Annotated in this window: 20 protein-coding genes; 10 read left to right on the forward strand and 10 right to left on the reverse strand. The window is 71.4% G+C overall.

Going from position 1 to position 23,927, the window contains the following annotated elements; genetic code table 11:
- Window positions 1-192 precede the first annotated feature (192 nt).
- On the forward strand, window positions 193-3,519 hold the full coding sequence (locus tag AC067Z_RS06000) for a S8 family serine peptidase (protein WP_478788231.1): 3,327 nt from the start codon (window positions 193-195) through the stop codon (window positions 3,517-3,519).
- Between the two features lie 180 nt (window positions 3,520-3,699).
- A complete protein-coding gene (locus tag AC067Z_RS06005; protein ID WP_478788232.1) occupies window positions 3,700-4,740 on the forward strand; it encodes an aspartate-semialdehyde dehydrogenase in 1,041 nt (346 codons plus the stop codon).
- A 73-nt stretch (window positions 4,741-4,813) separates the two neighbouring features.
- On the opposite strand, the gene AC067Z_RS06010 is transcribed toward AC067Z_RS06005, so the two are convergent.
- Genes AC067Z_RS06010 through AC067Z_RS06020 form a run of 3 tightly spaced genes read right to left on the reverse strand, consistent with a single transcriptional unit; the run spans window position 4,814 to window position 6,609 of the window.
- Complete coding sequence (locus AC067Z_RS06010; protein WP_478788233.1) at window positions 4,814-5,320, reverse strand: DUF1203 domain-containing protein; 507 nt, start codon at window positions 5,318-5,320, stop codon at window positions 4,814-4,816.
- Window positions 5,321-5,375: 55 nt separating this feature from the next.
- A complete protein-coding gene (locus tag AC067Z_RS06015) occupies window positions 5,376-5,669 on the reverse strand; it encodes a hypothetical protein (RefSeq protein WP_478788234.1) in 294 nt (97 codons plus the stop codon).
- Window positions 5,590-6,609, reverse strand: coding sequence for an FAD-dependent monooxygenase (locus tag AC067Z_RS06020; RefSeq protein WP_478788235.1), 1,020 nt, complete (start codon window positions 6,607-6,609; stop codon window positions 5,590-5,592). Before AC067Z_RS06020 ends, AC067Z_RS06015 begins: the two co-directional genes overlap by 80 nt.
- 121 nt (window positions 6,610-6,730) lie before the next feature.
- On the opposite strand from AC067Z_RS06020, the gene pepN reads away from it, so the two are divergent.
- From pepN to AC067Z_RS06050, 6 genes are all read left to right on the forward strand, one after another.
- Entirely contained in the window at window positions 6,731-9,301 is a 2,571-nt protein-coding gene (gene pepN, locus AC067Z_RS06025) for an aminopeptidase N (RefSeq protein ID WP_478788236.1), read from the forward strand.
- Between the two features lie 191 nt (window positions 9,302-9,492).
- Window positions 9,493-10,956, forward strand: coding sequence for a sensor histidine kinase (locus AC067Z_RS06030; RefSeq protein ID WP_478788237.1), 1,464 nt, complete (start codon window positions 9,493-9,495; stop codon window positions 10,954-10,956).
- Window positions 10,953-11,369, forward strand: coding sequence for a roadblock/LC7 domain-containing protein (locus tag AC067Z_RS06035; RefSeq protein WP_478788238.1), 417 nt, complete (start codon window positions 10,953-10,955; stop codon window positions 11,367-11,369). Before AC067Z_RS06030 ends, AC067Z_RS06035 begins: the two co-directional genes overlap by 4 nt.
- The gene (locus AC067Z_RS06040) at window positions 11,366-11,725 is read left to right on the forward strand and encodes a DUF742 domain-containing protein (protein WP_478788239.1); all 360 of its coding nucleotides are present in this window, start codon (window positions 11,366-11,368) and stop codon (window positions 11,723-11,725) included. Before AC067Z_RS06035 ends, AC067Z_RS06040 begins: the two co-directional genes overlap by 4 nt.
- On the forward strand, window positions 11,706-12,326 hold the full coding sequence (locus AC067Z_RS06045; protein ID WP_478788240.1) for a GTP-binding protein: 621 nt from the start codon (window positions 11,706-11,708) through the stop codon (window positions 12,324-12,326). The genes AC067Z_RS06040 and AC067Z_RS06045 overlap by 20 nt, the downstream gene beginning before the upstream one ends.
- A 227-nt stretch (window positions 12,327-12,553) precedes the next feature.
- On the forward strand, window positions 12,554-13,648 hold the full coding sequence (locus AC067Z_RS06050) for a selina-4(15),7(11)-diene synthase (protein ID WP_478788479.1): 1,095 nt from the start codon (window positions 12,554-12,556) through the stop codon (window positions 13,646-13,648).
- Between the two features lie 60 nt (window positions 13,649-13,708).
- On the opposite strand, the gene AC067Z_RS06055 is transcribed toward AC067Z_RS06050, so the two are convergent.
- From AC067Z_RS06055 to AC067Z_RS06080, 6 genes are all read right to left on the reverse strand, one after another.
- The gene (locus tag AC067Z_RS06055) at window positions 13,709-14,629 is read right to left on the reverse strand and encodes a LysR family transcriptional regulator (protein ID WP_478788241.1); all 921 of its coding nucleotides are present in this window, start codon (window positions 14,627-14,629) and stop codon (window positions 13,709-13,711) included.
- Window positions 14,626-14,808, reverse strand: a complete 183-nt coding sequence (locus AC067Z_RS06060) for a hypothetical protein (RefSeq protein WP_478788242.1) — start codon at window positions 14,806-14,808, stop codon at window positions 14,626-14,628. The genes AC067Z_RS06055 and AC067Z_RS06060 overlap by 4 nt, the downstream gene beginning before the upstream one ends.
- A gap of 45 nt (window positions 14,809-14,853) precedes the next feature.
- Window positions 14,854-15,792, reverse strand: coding sequence for a DMT family transporter (locus tag AC067Z_RS06065; RefSeq protein WP_478788243.1), 939 nt, complete (start codon window positions 15,790-15,792; stop codon window positions 14,854-14,856).
- 215 nt (window positions 15,793-16,007) lie between these two features.
- Window positions 16,008-16,238, reverse strand: a complete 231-nt coding sequence (locus AC067Z_RS06070; RefSeq protein ID WP_478788244.1) for a hypothetical protein — start codon at window positions 16,236-16,238, stop codon at window positions 16,008-16,010.
- Window positions 16,239-16,261: 23 nt separating this feature from the next.
- Complete coding sequence (malQ, locus tag AC067Z_RS06075) at window positions 16,262-18,430, reverse strand: 4-alpha-glucanotransferase (RefSeq protein WP_478788245.1); 2,169 nt, start codon at window positions 18,428-18,430, stop codon at window positions 16,262-16,264.
- Between the two features lie 10 nt (window positions 18,431-18,440).
- On the reverse strand, window positions 18,441-18,710 hold the full coding sequence (locus AC067Z_RS06080; RefSeq protein WP_478788246.1) for a hypothetical protein: 270 nt from the start codon (window positions 18,708-18,710) through the stop codon (window positions 18,441-18,443).
- A gap of 278 nt (window positions 18,711-18,988) precedes the next feature.
- Between AC067Z_RS06080 and AC067Z_RS06085 the strand changes: the two genes are divergently transcribed.
- Window positions 18,989-21,901, forward strand: a complete 2,913-nt coding sequence (locus AC067Z_RS06085) for a beta-N-acetylglucosaminidase domain-containing protein (protein WP_478788247.1) — start codon at window positions 18,989-18,991, stop codon at window positions 21,899-21,901.
- Window positions 21,902-21,982: 81 nt separating this feature from the next.
- Here the strand turns inward: AC067Z_RS06085 and AC067Z_RS06090 are convergent, their stop codons facing one another.
- Window positions 21,983-22,519, reverse strand: coding sequence for an HNH endonuclease (locus AC067Z_RS06090; RefSeq protein ID WP_478788248.1), 537 nt, complete (start codon window positions 22,517-22,519; stop codon window positions 21,983-21,985).
- A 252-nt stretch (window positions 22,520-22,771) separates the two neighbouring features.
- Here AC067Z_RS06090 and AC067Z_RS06095 point away from each other — a divergent pair, with 252 nt between their 5' ends.
- Entirely contained in the window at window positions 22,772-23,842 is a 1,071-nt protein-coding gene (locus AC067Z_RS06095) for a mechanosensitive ion channel family protein (RefSeq protein ID WP_478788249.1), read from the forward strand.
- Window positions 23,843-23,927: the final 85 nt, after the last annotated feature.

The raw sequence follows: 23,927 nt of genomic DNA on the forward strand, positions 1-23,927 counted from the left end.
TGCCAACAGCCGGGAGTCGTGAATTCCGGGCGATAACGCCAACTTTGTCCGGACTGGCACATTCCACGCAGTGGCGGATCTCCGCCATGGCGGCTACATGTCCCGGTCAACTCTCCACAAACCCCTGTCACTTACGCAAGGCTGAGCGGTCATCCGGCACCGAATTCCGGACCGTCTCTTTCACCAACAGGGATGCTGATGACCCCCGAATCCCAGAGCTCCACAACAGGGCGCTCCATACCTGGTCACAGACGCGTGGCGCGCGTCGCGGCCGCCGCCTCGATGGTGGCCGCACTCGTCGCCGCAGGCGTCGCCCCGGCCATCGCCTCGGCGCCCGCCGAGGACCCGGCGGGCACCAACGGCGTCAAGGCCACCAAGGCCTCCGACAAGCTCGGTTCGGCAGACGCCGACCTGCTCGCCGAGGCCGAGGCCAAGGGCCAGAAGAACGTGACCGTAATGGTCGCGACCGCGCCCGGCGCGACCGAGCAGGTCGCGGACCAGCTTGACGCGGTCAAGGGCGCCACGGTCGGCAGGACGTTCGACAAGCTCGGCTACGTCCGCGCGACGCTGCCCACCGCACAGGCGGAGGCCGCGCTGAAGGCGGCCGCCAAGCTGTCCAGCGTGCACGGCATCGACCTCAAGCACGAGATCGAGCTGGACGACCCGACGCCCGCCGGCGACGCCACCAAGGCCGCCGGAACCGCGGCCTCGCAGGTCAAGGCGTACCCGGCGCCCGGCAAGGACACTCCGGCGAAGAACCCGTACAACCCGTCGTTCGAGACCGGTGCGGTGGACTTCGTCAAGCAGCACCCCAAGGCCGACGGCCGCGGCGTGACCATCGGCATCCTCGACTCCGGCGTGGACGTGGCGCACCCCGCGCTGCAGAAGACCACCACCGGCGAGCGCAAGATCGTCGACTGGGTCACCGCGACCGACCCGGTGGCCGACGGCGACGGCACCTGGCTGCGGATGGACGCCTCCGTCAGCGGCCCGACGTTCACCGCGGACGGCCGCACATGGTCGGCGCCGTCCGGGGCGTTCAAGTACCGCCAGTTCAAGGAGTCCGCCACCCGCGGCGGCGACATGGCCGGTGACCTCAACCGGGACGGCGACACCACCGACACCTGGGGTGTGCTGTACGACGAGGGCACCCGCACCGCCCGCGTGGACCTGAACAACGACGCCGACTTCACCAACGACACCGTGATGAAGCCGTACAAGAACGGCTTCCAGATCGGCTACTTCGGCAAGGACAACCCGAACACCCCGGTCGTCGAACGCATCCCGTTCGTCATCGAGGTGCGCAAGGACGTCGTCTTCAACGACTCCGGCGCCACCGCCGACTACGTCAGCATCGGCGTCATCGAGGGCTCGCACGGCACCCACGTCGCCGGCATCACCGCCGCCAACAGCCTCTTCGGCGGCAAGATGAACGGCGCCGCCCCCGGCGCCAAGCTGGTCTCCTCGCGCGCCTGCACGTGGAGCGGCGGCTGCACCAACATCGCGCTCACCGAGGGCATGGCCGATCTGGTCATCAACCGCGGCGTGGACATCGTCAACATGTCCATCGGCGGTCTGCCCCCGCTGAACGACGGCAACAACGCGCGTGCCGAGCTCTACAACCGGCTCATCGACACCTACGGCGTCCAGCTGGTGATCTCGGCGGGGAACGAGGGTCCGGGCACCAACACCCTCGGCGACCCGGCCGTCGCCGACAAGGTGATCTCGGTCGGCGCGGCGATCTCCAAGGACACCTGGGCCGCCAACTACGGCTCCGGCGTCGAGAAGCCGTACGCCATGCTGCCGTTCTCGTCCCGCGGCCCGCGTGAGGACGGCGGCTTCACGCCGACCCTCACCGCCCCCGGTGCGTCCATCAACACCACGCAGACGTGGTCCGCCGGCGGCCCGGTCGCCGAGGCGGGCTACGCACTGCCGCCCGGCTACTCGATGCTGCAGGGCACGTCGATGTCCTCGCCGCAGGCCGCGGGCGCGAGCGCGCTGCTGCTGTCCGCCGCGAAGCAGCGTGACATCGAGCTGTCCCCGGCCGACCTGCGCACCGCGCTCACCAGCACCGCCCACCACATCGACGGTGTCAAGGCGCACGAGCAGGGCGCCGGTCTCATCAACGTCGTGGACGCCTGGGACGCGATCAAGGACGGCGCGCACGCCCACGAGTACGCGGTCAAGGCGCCGGTCGACACCGCGATCGACTTCGCGCTGAAGACCCCGGGCTTCGGCGCGGGTCTGTACGACCGCGAGGGCGGGCTGCAGGCCGGCAAGAGCCGGACCTACGACGTCACCATCACCCGCACGACCGGCCCGAAGAAGGCCGTCGCGCACAAGCTGCGCTGGAAGAACAACGACGGCACCTTCCGGCTGCTGAGCGGCTCCACGGTGAAGCTGCCGCTGAACCAGCCGGTCACCGTCACCGTGCAGGCCAAGCCCAAGGCGGCCGGTGTGCACAGCGCCATCCTGGAGGCCGACGACCGCGGCACGACCGGCGTGGACAAGCAGATCCTCGCCACGGTGGTCGTCTCGCAGGCGCTGGACAAGCCGGCGTACAGCTACTCGACGTCCGGCTCGGTGCAGCGCAACAGCCACCGGTCGTACTTCGTCACCGTCCCCGAGGGCGCCAAGACCCTCGAGGTCGCGCTCGGCGGCCTGGCCAAGGACAGCCAGACCCGCTTCATCGGCATCCACCCCTACGGTCTGCCGGTCGACGACAGTTCGACGATCTTCTGCTACGCGAACTACACGAACCCGGCCAACACCTGCCGTCCGGACGTTCGCTCGTACGACGCCCCGGCGCCGGGTGTCTGGGAGATCGAGGTCGAGTCGCGCCGTACGTCGCCGCTGCTCGACAACCCGTACACGCTGGACGTGACGCTGCTGGGTGCGGACTTCGACCCGGCGGTCAAGACGCTGCCCGAGGCGAAGATCGGCACGCCGACGGCCGTCGACTGGAACGTCACCAACCGCGCGGCGGCCATCGACGGCAAGCTGGCAGGCGGTTCTCTCGGCTCGGCGAAGGTCGGCCGGCCGACGATCGCCCACGGTGAGAGCCAGGAGTCCACGGTCACCATCGGCGAGGGCGTCGAGCGTCTCGACATCGCGATCGGTTCGCCCGCCGACACCAACGCCGACCTGGACCTGTCCGTCTACCTCGGCTCGACGCTCGTCGGCCAGGCTGCGGACGGCGACTCGGAGGAGGCGGTGAGCCTCGACAAGCCGGCCGCCGGCACGTACACCATCGTGATCGACGGCTACTCGGTTCCGGCCGGGACCACCGCCTTCGACTACCGGGACGTGTTCTTCTCCCCGTCGCTCGGCACGCTGAAGGTCGACGACACGAAGACCGTCAAGCTGGCCAACGGCGCGTCGGCCCAGGTCGCCGCCGAGGTCGTGGTCGCGGGTGCGGCCCCCGAGGGACGCCAGTTCTTCGGTGAGGTCCGTCTGCTGAGCGGCCGCGGCACGGCCGCGGGCGCGGGCAGCGTCGTGATCGAGAAGGTCACGGAGTAACACCGCGGGTGGTACGACGGCGGGGCGGGCACTCTTCGTGGGTGCCCGCCCCGTCGGCATGCTGTGTCTCACACGTCCCGCCCTTCGGACAACCGATTGGACAAGGCGGACCTGGACATACGCATCATGGAGCGGCACCCATGCCGTGAGAACGTGCAGCAAACGTACGGAGGAGTCCCCGTGAAGGTCGGAATCGTCGGAGCCACCGGGCAGGTCGGCACGGTCATGCGCAAGATCCTTGCCGAGCGGAAGTTCCCGGTCGACGAGCTCAGGCTCTTCGCGTCCGCACGGTCCGCGGGCTCCACCGTCACGTGGGAGGGCCGCGAGATCACCGTCGAGGACGCGTCCACGTCCGACTACACCGGTCTGGACATCGTGCTCTTCTCGGCCGGTGGTGCGACCTCCAAGGCGCTGGCCGAGAAGGTCGCCTCCCAGGGCGCCGTGGTGATCGACAACTCCTCCGCCTGGCGTCGTGACCCCGAGGTGCCGCTGGTCGTCTCCGAGGTGAACCCGCACGCGATCAAGGACCGCCCCAAGGGGATCATCGCCAACCCGAACTGCACCACGATGGCCGCCATGCCGGTCCTCAAGCCGCTGCACGAGGCTGCCGGCCTCACCGCCCTGATCGCGACGACCTACCAGGCCGTGTCCGGTTCGGGTCTCGCGGGCGTCGCCGAGCTCGACGGCCAGGTCAAGGAGGTCGCGGGTCGCGCGACCGAGCTGACGCACGACGGCGAGGCCGTGGAGTTCCCCGAGCCGGGTGTCTACAAGCGTCCGATCGCCTTCAACGTGCTCCCGCTGGCCGGTGCGATCGTCGATGACGGCTCCTTCGAGACCGACGAGGAGCAGAAGCTCCGCAACGAGTCCCGCAAGATCCTGGAGATCCCGGAGCTCAAGGTCTCCGGCACCTGTGTGCGTGTGCCGGTCTTCTCCGGCCACTCGCTCCAGGTCAACGTGCGCTTCGCGCGTCCGCTCGGCGTGGAGCGCGCCTACGAGCTGCTGAAGGCCGCGCCGGGTGTGGAGCTCTCCGAGATCCCGACCCCGCTGCAGGCGGCCGGCAAGGACGTCTCGTTCGTGGGCCGTATCCGCGTGGACGAGACCGTGGACAACGGACTGGCGCTGTTCCTGTCCAACGACAACCTCCGCAAGGGTGCGGCGCTGAACGCGGTGCAGATCGCGGAGCTGGTGGCGGACGAGCTGCAGGGCCGCGACAGCGGCTGACGCCTAGGGCACGCGACGAGGGGGCGGGCGCCGCACGGTGCCCGCCCCCTCGTCGTGTCCGGCCCCGTCCCCGTCAGGGCCTGCGCACCTCGAAGTGGAAGCAGCCGTACTCCACGGCCCGCACATGCACCAGCACGACCGCAGGGTCGGCGAACGCCTCTTCCAGCGCACTGTCGAAGGCGGCCGTCGCCGCCTGGGGGATCTCCAGCAGCCGGCCGCCGGCGATGCGGCCCTCCGCGTCATAGCGCCGCAGGACCCGCAGCGCGCCCGGGCGGGCGAACGGGTACCCGGCCGGCTCGGCCGGGCCCTCGCAGGGGTCGGCGTGGATGAAGACCGGCCCCTGCTCGTCGTAGGCGCCGGGCCGCGCCCAGGTCGCGGCGGCCCAGCGGCGCAGCGGGGCGTACGCGACGAGGGCGATGCGCTCGCCCCTCTCGGAAGGGCGCAGGCAGCAGCGCAGCGGCGCGCCGCCCTCCTCGTCCGTGAACGGGGAGCAGGGCCGTCCCGCGTCGTCGGTGACGCGGAGTTCGGCGAGGGCGGCGGCTTCGACCGGGCGGGCGGTGTGCCGTGTGGTGGTGGTCATGGCACCAGCCTGCCGCCGGGGCGGGCACGGTTCCGGCGGGATTCGGACGGGGCGGTCAGCGCGGGCCGGACGTCCGTCGGTAGGCCGCGTCGATCGAGGCCAGCTCGTCCGCCGTGAGCACGTCCTCGACCCGCTCGAAGCCGTCCGGGGCGCGCTCGGCAACCGCCTGCAGCAGGCGGTCGGCGGGCATGTCGCGCATGGCCACCACCAGCGCGTTCACGGTGTCCCTGCGTTGGTGTTCGTACGCGCGCAGCGCCGAGGGCACGGAGTCAGCGGTGCTCAGCGCCCGGGCGAGCGCACGGGCGTCGAGGATCGCCTGCGAGCCGCCGTTGGAGCCGATGGGATACATGGGGTGCGCCGCGTCGCCGAGCAGGGTGACCCGGCCGCGGCCCCATGTGGCGAGCGGGTCCCGGTCGGCCATCGGGTACTCCAGGCTCGTCGGTCGCCGACAGCAGCGCGGGCACGTCGAGGCCGAGGCCCTCCAGCCGCCAGTCGGCGAAGTGCGCGAGGACGTCGGCGAGGCGGCCGGTGCGGGTCCAGGCCGCTCCGTCGACCGGCCCGGGGGAGCCGGCGCGCACCTCGGCGACCCAGTTGAGCAACGCCTCCCCGCGCTGCTCGGCGCGGCGCGAGATGGGATAGACGACCAGCTTCGCGATGGCGTTACTGCCCGCGATGACCATCGTCCGGCCGTCCAGGAACGGCTTGCCGGTCACGGTGCCGCGCCACATCCGGATGCCGTTCCACAGCGGAAGGCGCTGCTCATCGGGGTGGAGCAGCATGCGCACGGCGGAGTGCAGGCCGTCGGCGCCGATCAGCGCGCCCGCCCGCTCCTCCGTGCGCCCGCCGGTGGTCGCTGAGCACAGGGTGACGTGCAGGCCGTCGTCGTCGGCGGCGAAGGACTCCAGCGCCGTGCCCGTGCGCACCGCGTCCGCGCCCAGCCGGTCCCGCACCGCGTCGTGGAGGATCTGCTGGAGTTCGCCGCGGTGCAGGGAGTACTGGGGCCAGTCGTGGCCGGCGGCGAGACCGCGCGGCTCGGCCCAGATGCGGTTGCCGTGCCGGTCGAAGTGGGCCATCTCCGCTGTCGGGACGGCGGCTTCGGCGAGCGCGTCGCCGAGCCCGAGGGCCGTCAGCTCGGCCACCGCGTGCGGCAGCAGATTGATGCCCACGCCGATGGGCCTCAACTGCCTGGCCGCCTCCACGACCCGGGGCCGCAGCCCGGCCTCGTGCAGGCTCAGTGCGCAGGTCAGCCCCCCGATGCCCGCCCCCGCGATCAGTATGTCGTCCGTCATGTGCGCTCACCCCGGGTCACTGCCGCCGTGCGGCGGCGCCGCAGGCACGATTCTCCCGGGCGGCCGCACCATCCCGCGTGGAAGGATGGCCGCAAACATCACATACCGAGGAGATGACCGGGTGCCTGGCACAAACCTGACCCGTGAAGAGGCGCAGCAGCGAGCGCGCCTGCTCACCGTTGACTCGTACGAGATCGACCTGGATCTCTCCGGGGCCCAGGAAGGCGGGACCTACCGGTCCGAGACCACTGTGCGCTTCGCGTCCGCCGAGGAGGGCGCCGAGACCTTCATCGATCTGGTCGCACCCGCCGTCCACGAGGTCGTGCTCAACGGACACGCGCTGGACGTCGCCGCGGTCTTCCGGGACTCGCGGATCACGCTGAAGCATCTGCACGCGGGCGACAACGAGCTGAAGGTCGTCGCCGACTGCTCGTACACCAACACCGGCGAGGGTCTGCACCGCTTCGTCGACCCGGTCGACCAGCAGGCGTACCTCTACACCCAGTTCGAGGTGCCGGACGCGCGCCGCGTCTTCGCGAGCTTCGAGCAGCCGGACCTCAAGGCCACGTTCACCTTCACCGTGAAGGCCCCGGAGGGCTGGACGGTGATCTCGAACTCCCCGACGCCGGAGCCGAAGGACCACGTCTGGCGCTTCGAGCCGACACCGCGGATCTCCACGTACATCACCGCGCTGATCGTCGGTCCGTACCACGCGGTGCACAGCAGCTACGAGAAGGACGGCCAGTCCGTCCCCCTGGGCATCTACTGCCGGCCGTCGCTCGCCGAGCACCTGGACTCGGACGCGATCTTCGAGGTCACGCGGCAGGGCTTCGACTGGTTCCAGGAGAAGTTCGACTACGCGTACCCGTTCGCGAAGTACGACCAGCTGTTCGTGCCGGAGTTCAACGCGGGCGCGATGGAGAACGCGGGCGCGGTGACCATCCGCGACCAGTACGTCTTCCGCTCGAAGGTGACGGACGCGGCGTACGAGGTGCGGGCGGAGACGATCCTCCACGAGCTCGCGCACATGTGGTTCGGCGACCTCGTGACCATGGAGTGGTGGAACGACCTGTGGCTGAACGAGTCGTTCGCCACCTACACGTCCATCGCGTGCCAGGCGTACGCGCCGGGTTCGAAGTGGCCGCATTCGTGGACCACGTTCGCGAACTCCATGAAGACTTGGGCCTACCGGCAGGACCAGCTGCCGTCGACCCACCCGATCATGGCCGAAATCCGCGACCTCGATGACGTTCTCGTTAATTTCGACGGCATCACCTATGCCAAGGGTGCGTCGGTTCTCAAGCAGCTCGTCGCCTATGTCGGCATGGACGAGTTCTTCCGGGGCGTGCAGGCGTACTTCAAGGCGCACGCCTTCGGGAACACCCGGCTGTCGGACCTGCTGGGCGCGCTGGAGGAGACCAGCGGCCGGGATCTGAAGACGTGGTCGAAGGCGTGGCTGGAGACGGCCGGCATCAACGTCCTGCGCCCGGAGATCACCACGGACGGCAGCGGTGCGATCACCTCGTTCGCGGTGAAGCAGGAGGCCCCGGCGCTGCCCGCGGGCGCGAAGGGCGAGCCCGTGCTGCGTCCGCACCGGATCGCGATCGGCCTCTACGACCTGGACGGGGCCGGCAAGCTGGTGCGCACCGAGCGCGTCGAGCTGGACGTCGACGGCGAACTCACCGAGGTGCCGGGCCTGGTGGGCAAGCAGCGGCCCGCGGTCGTGCTGCTCAACGACGACGACCTGTCGTACGCGAAGGTCCGCCTCGACGAGGAGTCGCTGAAGAACGTCACCCAGTACCTGGGCGACTTCACCGAGTCCCTGCCGCGTGCCCTGTGCTGGGCCTCCGCCTGGGACATGACCCGCGACGGGGAGCTCGCCACCCGCGACTACCTCTCGCTGGTCCTGTCCGGGATCGGCAAGGAGTCCGACATCGGCGTCGTCCAGTCGCTGCACCGCCAGGTCAAGCTGGCCATCGACCAGTACGCGGCGCCGCAGTGGCGCGAGGCGGGGCTGACGCAGTGGACGGACGCGACGCTGGCGCACCTGCGGGCGGCCGAGCCGGGCAGCGACCACCAGCTGGCGTGGGCGCGGGCGTTCGCCGCGACCGCGCGCACTCCGCAGCAGCTGGACCTGCTGGCGGGTCTGCTGGAGGGCACCGAGACGATCGAGGGCCTGGCCGTCGACACGGAGCTGCGCTGGGCGTTCGTCGAGCGTCTTGCGGCGGTCGGGGTGTACGACGAGGACGAGATCGCCGGTGAGTACGAGCGCGACCGCACCGCTGCCGGCGAGCGCCACGCGGCCACGGCGCGCGCCGCCAGGCCGACGCCGGACGCCAAGACGGAGGCCTGGGCCTCCGTCGTCGAGTCCGACAAGCTCCCGAACGCCGTGCAGGAGGCGGTGATCGTCGGGTTCGTCCAGACGGATCAGCGCGAACTGCTCGCCCCGTACACGGAGAAGTTCTTCACGGCCGTCAAGGGCGTGTGGGAGTCCCGCAGCCACGAGATGGCACAGCAGGTCGCCGTCGGTCTCTACCCCGCGCTGCAGGTCTCGCAGGCGACGCTGGACGCGACGGACGCCTGGCTGGCGTCGGCGGAGCCGAACGCGGCACTGCGGAGGCTGATCTCCGAGTCGCGGTCGGGCATCGAGCGGGCCCTGAAGGCACAGGCGGCGGACGCCGCGGCGCAGTAGCCGCAGGAGGAACCGGAACTTCCGGAAAAACAGGCGCGCCGGGTCACCACGACCCGGCGCGCCTCCTTGTGTTTTCGGCCGTCGACAACTCGCCAGTACCCCGCCCCTGCGTCAACACCCTTGCTCCGAGCGGGATATGCTCCCGCCCGTCTCTTCATATGATCTTTCCCGTTCGATTACTGAGGATGCTGATGGTTCGACAGGGAACGTCGACCGGAAGTCCGCGACCGAGGGCCGGTCTCGTCTGGCAGCTCCCCCTCGCCGTGACCGTCGCTGCCGCGCTCGTGGCCGTGTTCCTGGTCTCCGCGTCGGCTCGCACCCCGGTGCTGATCGTCTGCGGCGTGGCCGTCGTCGCGGTCGCCGTCGCCTGTGCCGAGGTCATGCGCCGGGGCAAACTGCTCGCCGAGCTCCGCGACCGGACCGCGGCGCAGGAGACGGCACTCGCCCGGCAGACGGCCGAGACCAGCCGCCTCGCCGGCGAACTGCTGCCCCGGGTGGTGGAGGAGCTGCGCAAGGGCGCCTTCCCGGAGGACGTGCTCGGCTCGCTCGACGCGTCGGCCGAGCACAGGGCGGTGCTCCGCTCGGTGGTCGACGCGGTCAGTGCCGAGGAGGATCTGCGCGAGTCCGCGCAGCGCGCCTTCGTGAACATCGCCCGCCGCGTGCAGGCGATCGTCCACCAACAGGCCCAGGAACTGCGGGAGATGGAGGACCGGCACGGCCGGACCCCCGAGGTCTTCGGCGATCTGCTGCGCATCGACCACGGCACCGCGCTGATCGGCCGGCTCGCCGACTCCATCGCCGTCCTCGGCGGTGCGCGGCCCGGCCGCCAGTGGAGCAAGGCCGTCCCGCTCTACAGCGTGATGCGCGGAGCCATGTCCCGGATCATCGACTACCAGCGCGTCGAACTCCACACGGTGTCCGAGGTCGCCGTCGTCGGCACCGCCGTCGAGCCGCTGATCCACGCACTGTCCGAGCTGCTGGACAACGCCACCCGCTACTCGCCGCCGCAGACCAGGGTCCATCTGACCGCGGTGGACGTGCAGTCGGGCATCGCCATCGAGATCGAGGACGGCGGCGTCAGCATGAGCGAGGAGGCCCGGCAGCGGGCCGAGCGGATGCTCCGCCAGGCGCAGCAGGGCATCGATGTCAACGACCTGGGTGAGACCCCCCGCCTGGGCCTCGCCGTGGTGGGACGGCTGGCGCAGGCGTACGGCTTCCAGGTCTCGCTGCGTTCGTCCGCGTACGGCGGTGTGCGCGCCGTCCTCGTCGTACCGCAGGAGTTGATCACCACGTCCGCATCGGCCACCGGTCTGGCGCACGGCATCGGCGCCACGTCGGGCCCCCGCCCGGCCGGCTCCGACACCCATGAGCGGCTGCCGCGGCCGGTCACGGGCCCCACCGCGCCCCTTCCCGCGGCCACCCCCGACGAGCCCCCCGTCGTGACCGAACGGACCGTGAACGGACTGCCGCAGCGGCGCCGCAAGAACCGCGCGACCGCACCCGCCGGCGTCCCCGCGGTCACCGCTCCCGCGACCGCGGAGGAAGCCGGGCCGGATTCCGCACCGGCGGTGCAGCCCGGAATGTGGCTGGCCGCGTTCCAGAGCGGCCTGTCCGGCGACACCCCCCAGACGAGCAACGGAAACGAGCAGCCATGATTCAGCGGCAGTCCCACCAGACCAACATGGACTGGATGCTCAAGGACCTGGCAGAGGGCGTACCGCAGACCAGAAACGTCGTCGTCCTGTCCGCCGACGGACTGCGGATGGCGCAGTACGGCGCGGACACCGACACAGCCGACCGGCTGGCCGCCGCCTGTGCCGGACTGCAGAGCCTCGCGGCCGCGGTGGCCTCCGAACTCCCGCACGGCGACGGCCAGATGCGGCTCGTCGTCATCGAGATGAACGGCGGCTTCTTCTATCTGATGGCCGCGGGTGCGGGTGCCTACCTCGCCGTGCTCGCCGACGAGGGCGTCGATGCCGGGCTCATGGGCCATCGGATGCGGGACCTCGTGCTGCGGATCGGAGAGCACCTGAGCACGCCGCCGCGGCACGAAGGGCAGACCGCGTGAGCGACGCGGGCGAGGACTGGGAGGAGAACAGTCCCGAGCGGCTCTACGTCATCACCGGCGGCCGCAGCGGCTCCTCCGCACCCACCGCCCTGGACCTGGTCACTCTGATCGTGGCCAGGTCGGGCCCCAAGCCCGGAATGCAGCCGGAACACGCGGCGATCATCCGGATCTGCCAGGCTCCGCTCTCGGTCGCCGAGATCTCCGCCTATCTGAGCCTGCCGGTGAGTGTGGTCACCGTGCTGCTCAGCGATCTGCTGGCCGAGGACAGGGTGGTGGCACGCGCCCCCGTCCGGGCCGCCCATCTTCCCGACCGCGCTTTGATTGAGGCAGTGATCGATGGACTTCAAAAGCTCTGAGCAGGCCCTCGGGCCGCGGAGCGAGGATGTGCTGCCCACGACCGCTACGGCCGCCGTCAAGGTGGTCATCGTGGGCGGCTTCGGCGTCGGCAAGACGACCCTGGTCGGCTCGGTGAGCGAGATCAGGCCGCTGACGACCGAGGAGACGATGACCCAGGCCGGGGTCGGTGTGGACGACACCCACGGCGTGGAGCGGAAGACCTCGACGACGGTCGCGATGGACTTCGGCCGCATCAGCATCAACGAGGAACTGGTGCTGTACCTGTTCGGCACCCCGGGCCAGGAGCGGTTCTGGTTCCTGTGGCGCGGCCTGTTCGAGGGTGCGCTGGGCGCGGTGGTACTGGTCGACACCCGTCGCCTGGAGGTCAGTTTCGACGTCATCGGGCGGCTCGAGGAGCGCGGCGTGCCGTTCGTGGTGGCCGTCAACTCCTTCCCGGACGCTCCCGGTTACCCGGTGGACGAGCTGCGCGGCGCGCTGGATCTGCCGGATTCGGTGCCGATCGTGCTGTGCGACGCCAGGTCCCGCACCTCCAGCAGGGATGTCCTGATGTCGCTGATGCGCTACCTGCAGAATCTGGCGACGACCCAGGAGGCCTCCTGACGGCTGCCGGACGCGGTGCCCGCCGGCCGCAGGGCGGGCACTGCGGACGCCATGCCTCCGTTCCGGCCACCAGCTCGTCCCATGGATGGCGGTTTGCCGGGGGATCGTCCTATTGGATAGGCCAACTTGGCTGAGTACGATGCGCCGTAGTTGATCACTCTGAGGTGCAAGTTGCGCGTGTGACAACGATGTTGACGCGCCGCACCCGCATCGAGAGGCAGGCCGTTGTGGAGCCGGAGCTGACCGTTCCGCCGATCTTCTCGCCCATACCCCCCGCGATCCATCCGCGTCACGCAGACATAGACGTGCAGACCGCGGCCTGGGCCGAAACGTTTCGCATCGGCTCCGAGTCGCTGCGCGCCAAGCTCGTGGTGCAGGACATCGGCACCTTCTCGGCGCGGATCCTGCCCGAGGGCCGCGCGGAGGTCGTCTCCCTCCTCGCGGACTTCGTGCTCTGGCTCTTCGGCGTCGACGACGGCCACTGCGAGGAGGGCGAACTGGGCCACCGGCCCGGCGACCTGGCCGGTCTGCTGCACCGGCTGATCCGGGTGGCGCAGAACCCGGAGGCGCCGATGATGCTGGACGATCCGCTGGCCGCCGGTCTGCGGGATCTGCGTCTGCGCGTCGACCGGTACGGCACGGCGGGGCAGACGGCCCGCTGGGTGGACGCCCTGCGCGAGTACTTCTTCTCCGTCGTGTGGGAGGCGGCCCACCGCCGCGCGGGCACCGTTCCCGACCTCAACGACTACACCCTGATGCGGCTGTACGACGGCGCCACCTCGGTCGTGCTGCCCATGCTGGAGATGGGGTACGGCTACGAACTGCAGCCGCACGAGCGGGACCGCACGGCGGTGCGCGCCGCGGCCGAGATGGCGTCGTTCGTCATCACCTGGGACAACGACATCTTCTCCCACCACAAGGAACGCAAGGCCCCCGGCTACTACCTCAACGCCCTGCGCGTACTGGAGCAGGAGGGCATGAGCGCGGAGCAGGCCCTGGAGACCGCGATAGCCCAACGGGACCGGGTGATGTGCCTGTACATGCGCCTGGCCGCGAAGCTGTCCGAGGAGGGCAGCCCCCAGCTGCGTCAGTATGTGGCGAGCCTGTCCAGCTTCATCCGCGGCGCACAGGACTGGGGCATCAGCTCCGTGCGCTACACGACGCCCGACGATCCGGCGAATCTTCCGCCCGTCTTCAGCGACACCCCTACCGACGACCGCCATGAGCCGCTGGACATCCCCGCCGTCGCCTGGTGGTGGGACCTCGTGCCCGGGGCGGCCGCACGCTCCGGCCGGCGGCGGACGGTTCAGCGCGCCGCGTAGCCCTGCTCCCGGTACCGGCGGTCGGGCATCCGACCGGACGCCGGCGACGGTGATCGCACGTCACGCCCCGCCGGGGGCCGGCCCGCCCTCGACGCCGCACGCCAGGGCGGACAGCACGCGCGAGATGCCCGGCGACGCCTCCGAGCCACGGCGTACCGCCGCGAGCACATGGCGGCGCGGCTGATCGTCGGCGAGGACGCGCATCACCACGCCGCTGCGCCGCTCGGCCGACGCCATCCGCGGGACGAGCGCGACACCCATCCCCGCCTCCACCATCGCGAGGATCGCCGTCCAGCCCGCCGCCGAGTGGGCCTGTTCGGGCACGAATCCGGCGGCCTCGCACGCCGTGAGCGTGATCTCGGACCACGGGCCGCTGCCGCCGAAGATCCAGGGCTCGCCGGACAGATCGGCCAGCCGCAGCCCTTCCGCCGCTGCGAGCGGATGGTCCGCCGGAAGCGCCGCGTCCAGCGGGTCGGCGAGCAGCGGAACGAGCGCGAACCTCGGGTCGCGCGCCGTCGGCGCCTGTGCGGCCAGCGACAGCGCGAGGTCGACCTGGCCCGCGGACAGCAGCTCGTACGCCTCGGCCGCCTCCGCCTCCCTGACCCGCACCTCCAGGCCGGGGTGTGCCGAGCGCAGTCTTCGTACCGCCGGAACGACCAGCGCGGGCACGGCTGTCGAGAAGGCGCCGATCCGCACGGTCCCGCTCTCGCCGCGCAGGTACCCGGCCAGTTCGGCGTCCGCCCGCTCCAGTTGGGCGAAGACCACCTCCGCATGACGCAGCACCAGCTGCGCCGCGTCGGTGAGCCGGACCCTGCGGCCGTGCGCCTCCAGCAGGGGAACACCGAGCTGCCGGGAGAGGTTGGCCAGTTGCTGGGACACGGCCGAGGGGGTCATCAGCAGCGCCTCGGCCGCCGCCGTCACGGTCCCGCGCTCGCTGAGCGTACGCAGGATCCGCAGCTTCCTGATGTCCCATTCGGTCATGCCCGCACGCTATCGGTGCCGGGCGGGACTACTGCTTCCTGGTGCAGCGGGTGAAGATCAGACCGTTGGATCAGACCGTTGTCGAAGGCCCGGCTTGAGGCCGCCTCGAACTCGGTGACCGCGAATCCCGCGGACATCATCGGGATCGCCGAGCCGAGCAGTACGGGATAGGTCTTCACGTGCAGTTCGTCGATCTCGTCCCGCAGCTGCTCCTCCTCCCGGGGTCATCCCGTCCGCCGCGTCGCCGACGCCAGCATCACGCCCCCGAGGATGAGCACCATGCTCAGGATCTGCGCCGTCCCCAGGGACTCCCCGAGCACGGCGTACGAGAGCAGGGCCACGCACACGGGCTGCAGGTAGTACACCGTTCCCGCGCGGGCGGCGCCGATGAGGGCGATGGCCCGGTTCCACGCGAAGAACGCGACCGCGGACGAGAAGACACCGACGTACACCAGCGGACCGACCGTCCCCGCCGAGGGCTCGAAACCCCCCTGGAGGGCCACGCTGACGGCGAAGACGGGCGCGAGCATCAACGCCCCCAGCACGAACGTCACGAACAGCAGGGCCGGCCCGTCGATCCCGGCCGGCCGCCGCCGCAGCAGGACGCTGTACGAGGCGAAGCTGAGCGTCGCGCCGAACATCCAGAGGTCCCCCGCGGCGAAGTCCACCGAAAGCGACCCGTCACCGACCAGCAGCAGCACGCCCGCGCACGCGACCAGCATGCCCGTGGTGCGACGGGCGCCGAGACGCGCGCCGCCGAGCCGTTCGAAGGCGGCCATCAGCACGGGCGAGGCAGCCATGATCATGCCCATCTTGCCGGCGGAGGTGGTGAGTCCGGCCTGGTTGACGAGGGTGTTGTAGACGGTGACGCCGAGCAGGGACGCGAGGAGCAGGAAGCGGATGTGACGCCGGATCAGAGCGCGCTGCCGCCATGCGGTCCGGGCCGCGAACGGCGCGACGGCCACGATCGCCACGGCCCAGCGCCAGAAGGCCGCCTGCACCGGCGGCACCGAGTCGTGCAGAGCGCGCGAGGTGACGAAGCTGCCGGACCAGACGACGGTGGCGACGGCGGCCATCAGCAGCCCCGGCCCCGCACCCCGCCTCCCCCACTGCACTGCGGTCGTCATGCCGCTGCGGACACGGTCCGGGGCTGTCACGGTCATCCTGAGCCTTCCTGCGAGGTGATTGCGGTGCATCCACCGTCACTCCGGAAGACCTCTTAGGTCCATCGAATACTTACGATGATTCTTTGAAGCAAAACTGAAAGATCAGCCGCCTCGGGGCACGACACCGGCTTTGGGGCACTTCGGGGCACGACAAAGGCGCCCCGGGTGCATCCGCACCCGGGGCGCCTCGAAGGCAGGGATTCAGAGCGGGTTCAGCTCTGCTTCCTGGACTTGTCGAGCACCATCACCAGACCCGCGATCAGCACGAACAGGCCGATCGGAGCCAGGACGTACAGGCTCAGCGTCTCGACCACGCTCAGGCCGGGACCCGGGTCGTCGCCGTCGTCCGGGGTGAGCGCAAGCGCGGGGGACGACATCAGCAGCATCATCAGCGTCGTACCGGCCGCGACGGCGCCGGCGCGCAAGGCGTTCTTCTTGTCCACGGTGCCAACGTAGCGAATGGCCCTCAGGCCCGCGCGTCCGGGGGTGCCGTACGGGACCCGAAGATCTCCAGCAACCGGTGCAGCCTGGGTGCGGCGGCCAGCTCCTCCAGTGCCATGGGGCGCCCCTCGGCGTCCGCGACCGGCAGGCGCCAGTTCGGGTACTCGTCCCAGGTGCCCGGCAGATTCTGCGGGCGGCGGTCGCCCACCGCGTCCGGCAGCCAGATGCCGACCATGCGGGCGGGCGTGCTCAGCAGAAAGCGGTAGACCGCCCGGACCCGGCCCTCCTCGTCGCCCGCGCTCTCGGGGAGCAGCCCCAGCCCTTCCAGCACTCCGAGCCATTCCTGCACATCGGCCGAGTCCTGCGTGCGCTCCTCGTCCAGGGCGCGGGTGAGCAGGCCGAGCCGGTGGCGCAGCTCCACATGGTCGCCGGTCAACCGGGCCGCCGTGGACGGCAGATCATGCGTGGTGGCGGTCGCGACGCAGCCCTTGCGCCAGCGCTCCGGAGGCAGCGGGGCGCCCGAGCCTGCCCAGTCACGCTCGAACCAGAGCACGGACGTGCCGAGCACCCGGCGTGCCGCGAGAGCTTCGCGGACCCCCGGCTCGACCGTGCCGAGGTCCTCTCCTACGACGACGGCGTCCGCGCGGTGAGCCTCCAGGACGAGGACGGCGAGCATCGCCTCGGCGTCGTGGCGGACATAGGTGCCCTCGGTGGGCGGCGCGCCCTGCGGCACCCACCACAGCCGGAACAGTCCCATCACATGATCGATGCGCAGCGCGCCCGCGTTGCGCAGGATGCCGCGCAGCACGCCCCGGTAGGCGGCGAAGCCGGAGGCGGCGAGGGCGTCGGGCCGCCAGGGCGGCAGGCCCCAGTCCTGGCCGCGGGCGTTGAACGCGTCGGGCGGGGCACCGACCGACATCCCGGCGGCGAAGACGTCCTGCTGGGCCCAGGCGTCGGAGCCGCCGGGGTGCACACCGACCGCGAGATCGTGGACGATGCCGACACCCATGCCCGCCTCGCGCGCCGCCCGGCCCGCGGCGGCCAGCTGGGCGTCGGTCAGCCAGACCAGCCGGCTGTGGAAGTCGACGCGGTCCGTCAGCTCGCCGCGCGCCCGCGCGGTCTCCGGCGAGCGGGGATCGCGCAGCCCGGCCGGCCAGCCGTGCCACTCGGAGCCGTACACCTCGGCGAGGGCGCACCAGGTGGCGTGGTCCTCCAGCGCCTGCCCCTGCTCGGCGAGGAACGCGCAGTAGGCGGCGCGGCGGCCGGGGCCGAGCGGAACCGTGTGCAGGATCTCCAGGGCCTCGCGCTTGAGGTCCCACACGGCGTCCCGGTCGATCAACGCGCCCTTGCCGAGCACCGATTCACGCAGCTGCGCCGCCTTCTCGCGCAGCTCCTCCAGGCGGGCGCGCTGGGCCGCGTCGGCGTAGACGTACTCGGGAACGTCCTCGACGCGCAGATGTACGGGGTCGGGGAAGCGCCGCGACGAGGGGCGGTAGGGGGAGGGGTCGGTGGGGGCGCCGGGCACAGCGGCGTGCAACGGATTCACCTGGACGAAGGACGCCCCGAGGGCCTCTCCCGACCAGGTGGCGAGCTCGGCGAGGTCAACGAGGTCGCCCATGCCCCAGGAGCGGGCCGACAGCAGGGAGTACAGCTGGACCAGGAAGCCGTGGGAGCGGCCTTCGGGAGCCGGCGCCCGACCGGGGGCGACGACCAGGGTGGTGGCGGCGGTCCGGCCGTCGGCGGCATCGGCCTGCAGACGGTGCACGCCGAGCGGCAGCCGGTCCCAGCCGCCCGCCCGGTCCTCGGTACCGGGCCGGGTCCCGGTCGCGGGCTTCCGCGGCGCGGTGCGGCGGCGTTCGTCGGCGACGGGAGGCACTGTCCAGGCGGCCTCGGGACCCTGCTCCGTGGCGACGCGCAGCCGTGTGCCGGCAGGCAGTGCGTCCAGCACGGGCGGGACGCCCGCGGTGGCTCCCTCCTCCTGCCAGATGACGGCGGTCGCAGGCAGCAGCCGCGCCTCGGCGGCGCGGTCCGCATGGTCCAGGGCGGCACGCACCGCCTTCGGCGTGGAGGCGTCGACACCGAGCGCGGCGAGCACGGCGACGACCGTGGCGTCGGGAACGGCCAGCGTCACGCCTTCGGAGGGCGCGAAGGTGGTGGCGACTCCGTGCAGCGCGGCGAGCCTGGCAAGGCCCATGCGGACTCCTTCAGACCCCTGGGGACTCCGCGCCGCCCGCCGTTCCGTAGGCGGTGGGCTCGCTGGTCAGGGGCGCGATGTCGGCGAGCGGGGGCTCGCTGGTCAGGGGGGCGGCGTGAGCGAGGGGAGGCTCGCTCGTGAGGGGGACGTCGTGGGCGAGCGGCGGCTCGCTGGTGAGCGGCACGTCATGGGCGAGCGGGCAGCCGGTCGGGGGCTGCGCGGACTGCGCCGGGACCTGTTTGGACAGAGCGGAAAGCAGCAGGTGGGCGGATGCGGCCACGAGAATCACTCCAAGCGGGCGTGCGTGAACGGTCGTGAACGGGCAACAGCAGCCCTACCCAGCGGGCACGACCGCAGACGTACACGATCGGTCAACGTGTTCCGGGTCACACGGCGTTCCCCGTCCGGCAGTCGACCGCAGGTCCTGCGAACCGCCTCCGATCATCCACCACACCAGGCAAAAGCCACACAACGGCCACGCGCATTGACACCCTCGCGGTGGGGGTGGTGGGCTCGAAACCAACCGGAACGGCAGGGGAGACCGAGGGGAGACCGGGCGTGCGGCTCGCGGGCAGAAGGCGTACAGCGGCGGCCGTCGCGGTCGCCGTCATCGGTGGTCTGCTCGGCGGCGCCCAGGGAGCCGCCGCGGCCCCCACCGACCCCGGTTCCCCCGCAGGCTCCGCGCAGGACCCGGAAGGTGCCGCCGACGCGCCGTCCGTCTGGCCGCGCCCCCAGTCACTGCGCTCCACCAAGAGCGCGATCGCACTCGGCGACGAGGCGACCGTCGTCGCGGACCACGCCGCCGACCCCTATGCGGTCGAGCTGGCGAAGGAGCTGCTGCGCGAGGCCGGGGTGCAGACGGTGCACACCGAACTGCCCGGCCGCGGACCCGTGCTCCGCCTGGGCGGCACGGGGGCTCACGACGCCCTGCGCGCCCTGCGCGCGTCCGATCGCGCCGATCTGCCGTCCGGCGGCTACCGCCTCGCCGTCGGTAGGGTCGAGGACCGCGACACGGTGGCGCTGGACGGTGTGGGCGACGACGGCCTCTTCCACGGTGTGCAGACGCTGCGCCAGCTGGTCTCCGACGGCAGTGTTCCGGGAGTTGTCGTACGCGACTGGCCGGGAACGGCCGTGCGCGGCACGACGGAAGGCTTCTACGGACGCCCGTGGGCCCATGGCCAGCGGCTCGCGCAGCTGGACTTCATGGGGCGCACCAAGCAGAACCGCTATCTGTACGCCCCCGGCGACGACCCGTACCGCCAGGCCCTGTGGCGCGAGCCGTACCCGGCGGCGCAGCGGGCGGAGTTCCGTGAACTGGCCGAGCGGGCACGGCGCAACCATGTGACGCTCGCCTGGGCCGTGGCGCCCGCGCAGTCCATGTGCCTGGCCGACGAAGGCGACGTACGGGCGCTCACCCGCAAGATCGACGCCATGTGGGCGCTGGGGGTGCGCGCCTTCCAGCTGCAGTTCCAGGACGTGAGCTACAGCGAGTGGCACTGCGACAAGGACGCGGACACCTTCGGCTCGGGCCCCGAGGCCGCCGCGAAGGCACAGGCGCGCGTCGCGGACGCGGTCGCCCGGCATCTGGCCGACCGTCATCCGGGCGCCGAGGCGCTGTCGGTGATGCCGACCGAGTTCTACCAGGAGGGCGCCACCGACTACCGCCGGGCGCTCGCCCGGGAGCTGGACGCCTCGGTGAAGGTGGCGTGGACGGGTGTCGGCGTCGTACCCCGCACAATCACCGGGCGGGAACTGGCGGACGCGCGCGACGCGTTCGGCCATCCGCTCGTCACCATGGACAACTACCCGGTCAACGACTACGCCCAGGACCGGATCTTCCTCGGTCCCTACACCGGCCGCGAGCCCGCGGTCGCGACGGGCTCGGCGGCGCTGCTGGCCAATGCGATGGAGCAGGCGTCGGCCTCCCGCATCCCGCTGTTCACGGCCGCCGACTACGCCTGGAACCCCAGGGGCTACCGCCCCGAGCAGTCCTGGCAGGCCGCACTCGACGATCTCGCCGGCGGCGACGCGAAGGCACGGGAGGCGCTCACAGCGCTGGCGGGCAACGACGCGTCGTCGATCCTCGGCCCCGACGCCGAATCGGCGTATCTGCGGCCGCTGATGGACGAGTTCTGGCGCGCGCGCACCACGGCCGACGCCGCCGCGCGCGAGCGCGCGGCGAAGGCCCTGCGGTCGGCGTTCACGGTGATGCGCCAGTCCCCCGAGCGGCTGAAGCAGGCGGCGGACGGGCGGCTGGCCGGGGAAGTACGACCCTGGCTCGACCAGTTGGCCCGATACGGCCGGGCCGGCGAGCTGGCGGTCGACATGCTTCAGGGGCAGGCGCGGGGCGAGGGCCAGCCGGCGTGGGAGGCGTCACTCGACCTGGAAGAGCTGCGGGGGAACCTGCGGACGAGCCGGGTCACGGTGGGCAAGGGCGTTCTCGACCCGTTCCTGGACCGTGCGGTGAAGGAGTCGCGCGCGTGGACGGGCGCCGAGCGCGCCGAGGACGGCAAGGACACCGTGTGGCTGGACCGGCCGCGTCCGGTGACCGCGGTGACCACGATGGCCGAGCCGACGGGCGTCTCACGGGGTCATCTGCAGGTGCATGTGCCGGGCGAGGGATGGCGTGCGCTCGCCCCGCTGGCTGCCGGCGGCTGGACCCAGACGGACGCCAAGGGCCTGACGGTGGACGCGCTGCGGGTGGCGCCGGACGGGGACGAGTCCGTACCGGTGCGGTCGGTGGTGCCCTGGTTCGCGGACGAACCGGCGGCCGGGCTGGATCTCGTACGCGCCCAGACCAGCGCCGAGATCGGCGGTGCGCCGCAGCGGACCGGGGTCCGGCTGACCGCGCAGCGTCCCGGCGAGGTCCGCGGCGCGCTCAGGGCGAAGGCCCCGGCGGGCATCGAGGTGAAGGTGCCGAAGGAGACGACGGTGCCGCGCGGGCTGCGGACGACCGTGCCCGTGGAGGTCACCGTTCCGGAGGACACCCCGGCGGGCGAGTACCGGGTGCCGTTCTCCTTCGCCGGGCAGGAGAGCACGCTCACGGTGCGCGCCTTCCCGCGGACCGGCGGCCCCGACCTCGCCCGCACCGAGGGCGCGAAGGCGTCCTCGTCCGGCGACGAGACCGCCGACTTCCCGGCGCCCGCGGCCATCGACGGCGACGCGGAGAGCCGCTGGTCGTCGGAACCGGGGCCGAGCGCCTGGTGGCAGGTGGAGCTGGAGCGGCCGGAGCGGGTCGGACAGGTCGTGCTGCACTGGCAGGATGCCTATGCGACGAAGTACCGCATACAGGTCTCGGCGGACGGCAGGATCTGGCGCACGGCGGCAACGGTCACGGACGGCGGGGGCGGCCGGGAATCGGTCCGCATGGACGCGAAGGACACCAGGTTCGTCCGCATCCAGGGTGACGAGCGTGCGACCGAGTTCGGCTACTCCCTGTTCGGGGTGGAGGCGTACGCGGTCGTGAAGTGACGCGCCGGGGGCGCGTCGCGCCCGGCACCGTGGTCTCCCCGCGGGAGCGGGGAGAACCGGGTACAAAAAATGGCGCCGTCCTCAGGCAGAGATGCCGTCGATCCGGGCCATCGCGTCGTCCGCGCCGTACGGCTGCAGGTATGGCAGCCAGCGCGGGTCCCTATGCCCGGTCCCGATGATGCGCCAGGCGAGTCCGCTCGGCGGGGCGGGCTGCTGGTGCAGGCGCCATCCGAGCTCGCGCAGATGCCGGTCGGCCTTGACGTGGTTGCAGCGGCGGCAGGCCGCCACCACGTTGTCCCAGGCGTGCTGTCCCCCGCGACTGCGCGGAACGACATGGTCGACGCTGGTTGCGACGCCACCGCAGTACATACAGCGCCCGCCGTCGCGGGCGAAGAGCGCTTTGCGGGTGAGTGGAACGGGCCCCCGGTAGGGGACCCGAACGAACCGTTTGAGCCGGACCACACTGGGCGCGGCGACGACACGGGTCGCACTGTGCATGAAGGCGCCGGATTCCTCGAGGCAGAGAGCCTTGTTCTCCAGTACGAGGACGAGCGCGCGGCGGAGCGGTACGACGCCGAGCGGCTCGTACGACGCGTTCAGGACCAGGACGTGCGGCACGGTGGATGCCTCCTTGTACGCCGGCGGCGCGTGGCTCGCGCCGGGACGATCTGCCTTCAGTTTCGCCTCATGGCCGGTCCGAGCGCCACCACGTGCGCGTAACGGGCTGAAGGTGTTTTGCACCACAGGGCCTTCCTCCCTTTTCCTCCCTCGTCGTGAGCCTTGTCTCTCCGGGACGCCGAGACGCCGTTGCACTCCCGTGACCCCGTTAGTGTGGTTGGTCTCCCACCGCACGCCTGGAGGTTCTCCCCCGTGACCGCGTTCTGGTCCGCCGCACGCGCGGACGCCGATCCGTCGCCCGCACCAGTCACGCTCGACGAAGCCGCCAAGCATGCGGGCGATGCCGCGGGCTGGGTCGAGGAGAACTGGTCGACCTGGTTGAACACCGGGCTGCGCATCGCGCTGATCCTGGTCGTGGCTCTGGTGCTGCGAATGCTGGTGCGCCGGGCCCTGTCCAAGCTGATAGAGCGCATGAACCGCTCCGCCCAGGCGGTGGAGGGCACGGCGCTCGGCGGACTGCTGGTCAACGCCGAGCGGCGCAGGCAGCGCTCGGAGGCCATCGGCTCGGTGCTCCGCTCGATCGCGTCCTTCGTGATCCTCGGCACCGCGGGCCTGATGATCCTCGGCGCCTTCAAGATCGATCTGGCGCCGCTGCTCGCCTCCGCGGGTGTGGCCGGTGTGGCGATCGGTTTCGGTGCGCGCAATCTGGTCACCGACTTCCTCTCCGGCGTCTTCATGATCATGGAGGACCAGTACGGCGTCGGGGACTCGGTCGACGCGGGCGTGGCCTCCGGCGAGGTCATCGAGGTCGGCCTGCGGGTGACGAAGCTGCGCGGCGACAACGGCGAGATCTGGTACGTGCGCAACGGCGAGATCAAGCGGATCGGCAACCTCAGCCAGGGCTGGGCGACGTCCACCGTCGACGTCACCGTCCGTTCCTCCGAGGACCTGGACCGCGTCAAGACCGTGATCGGCGAGGTCGCGGACGACCTGGCGAAGTCGGAGCCCTGGAACGAGCAGCTGTGGGGTCCGATCGAGGTCCTGGGCCTGACCGAGGTGCTGCTGGACTCGATGACCTTCCGCGTCGCGGCGAAGACGATGCCCGGCAAGGCGCTCGGCGTGGAGCGGGAACTGCGCTGGCGGATCAAGCGGGCGTTCGACGTGGCGGGCATCCGGATCGTCGGCGGTCTGCCGCAGCCGGAGGAGGCCGCGTCGGCCGACCCGACCGCGGGCATGGCGGCTCCTTCCGCGTACGCGTCGGCCACCTCACCGCAGTCGGTCGCGGCGTCCCCGATCCCCGCACCCACCCCCCTTACGAAGTAATCGTTCGGACAAACGCCTGCGCGCAGCGCCCCCTGAGGTAACGCTTTGGTTGCCCAGGGGGCGTTTGCCATTGACGACGCCCTGA

This window comes from Streptomyces sp. NPDC043812 (assembly GCF_056436245.1).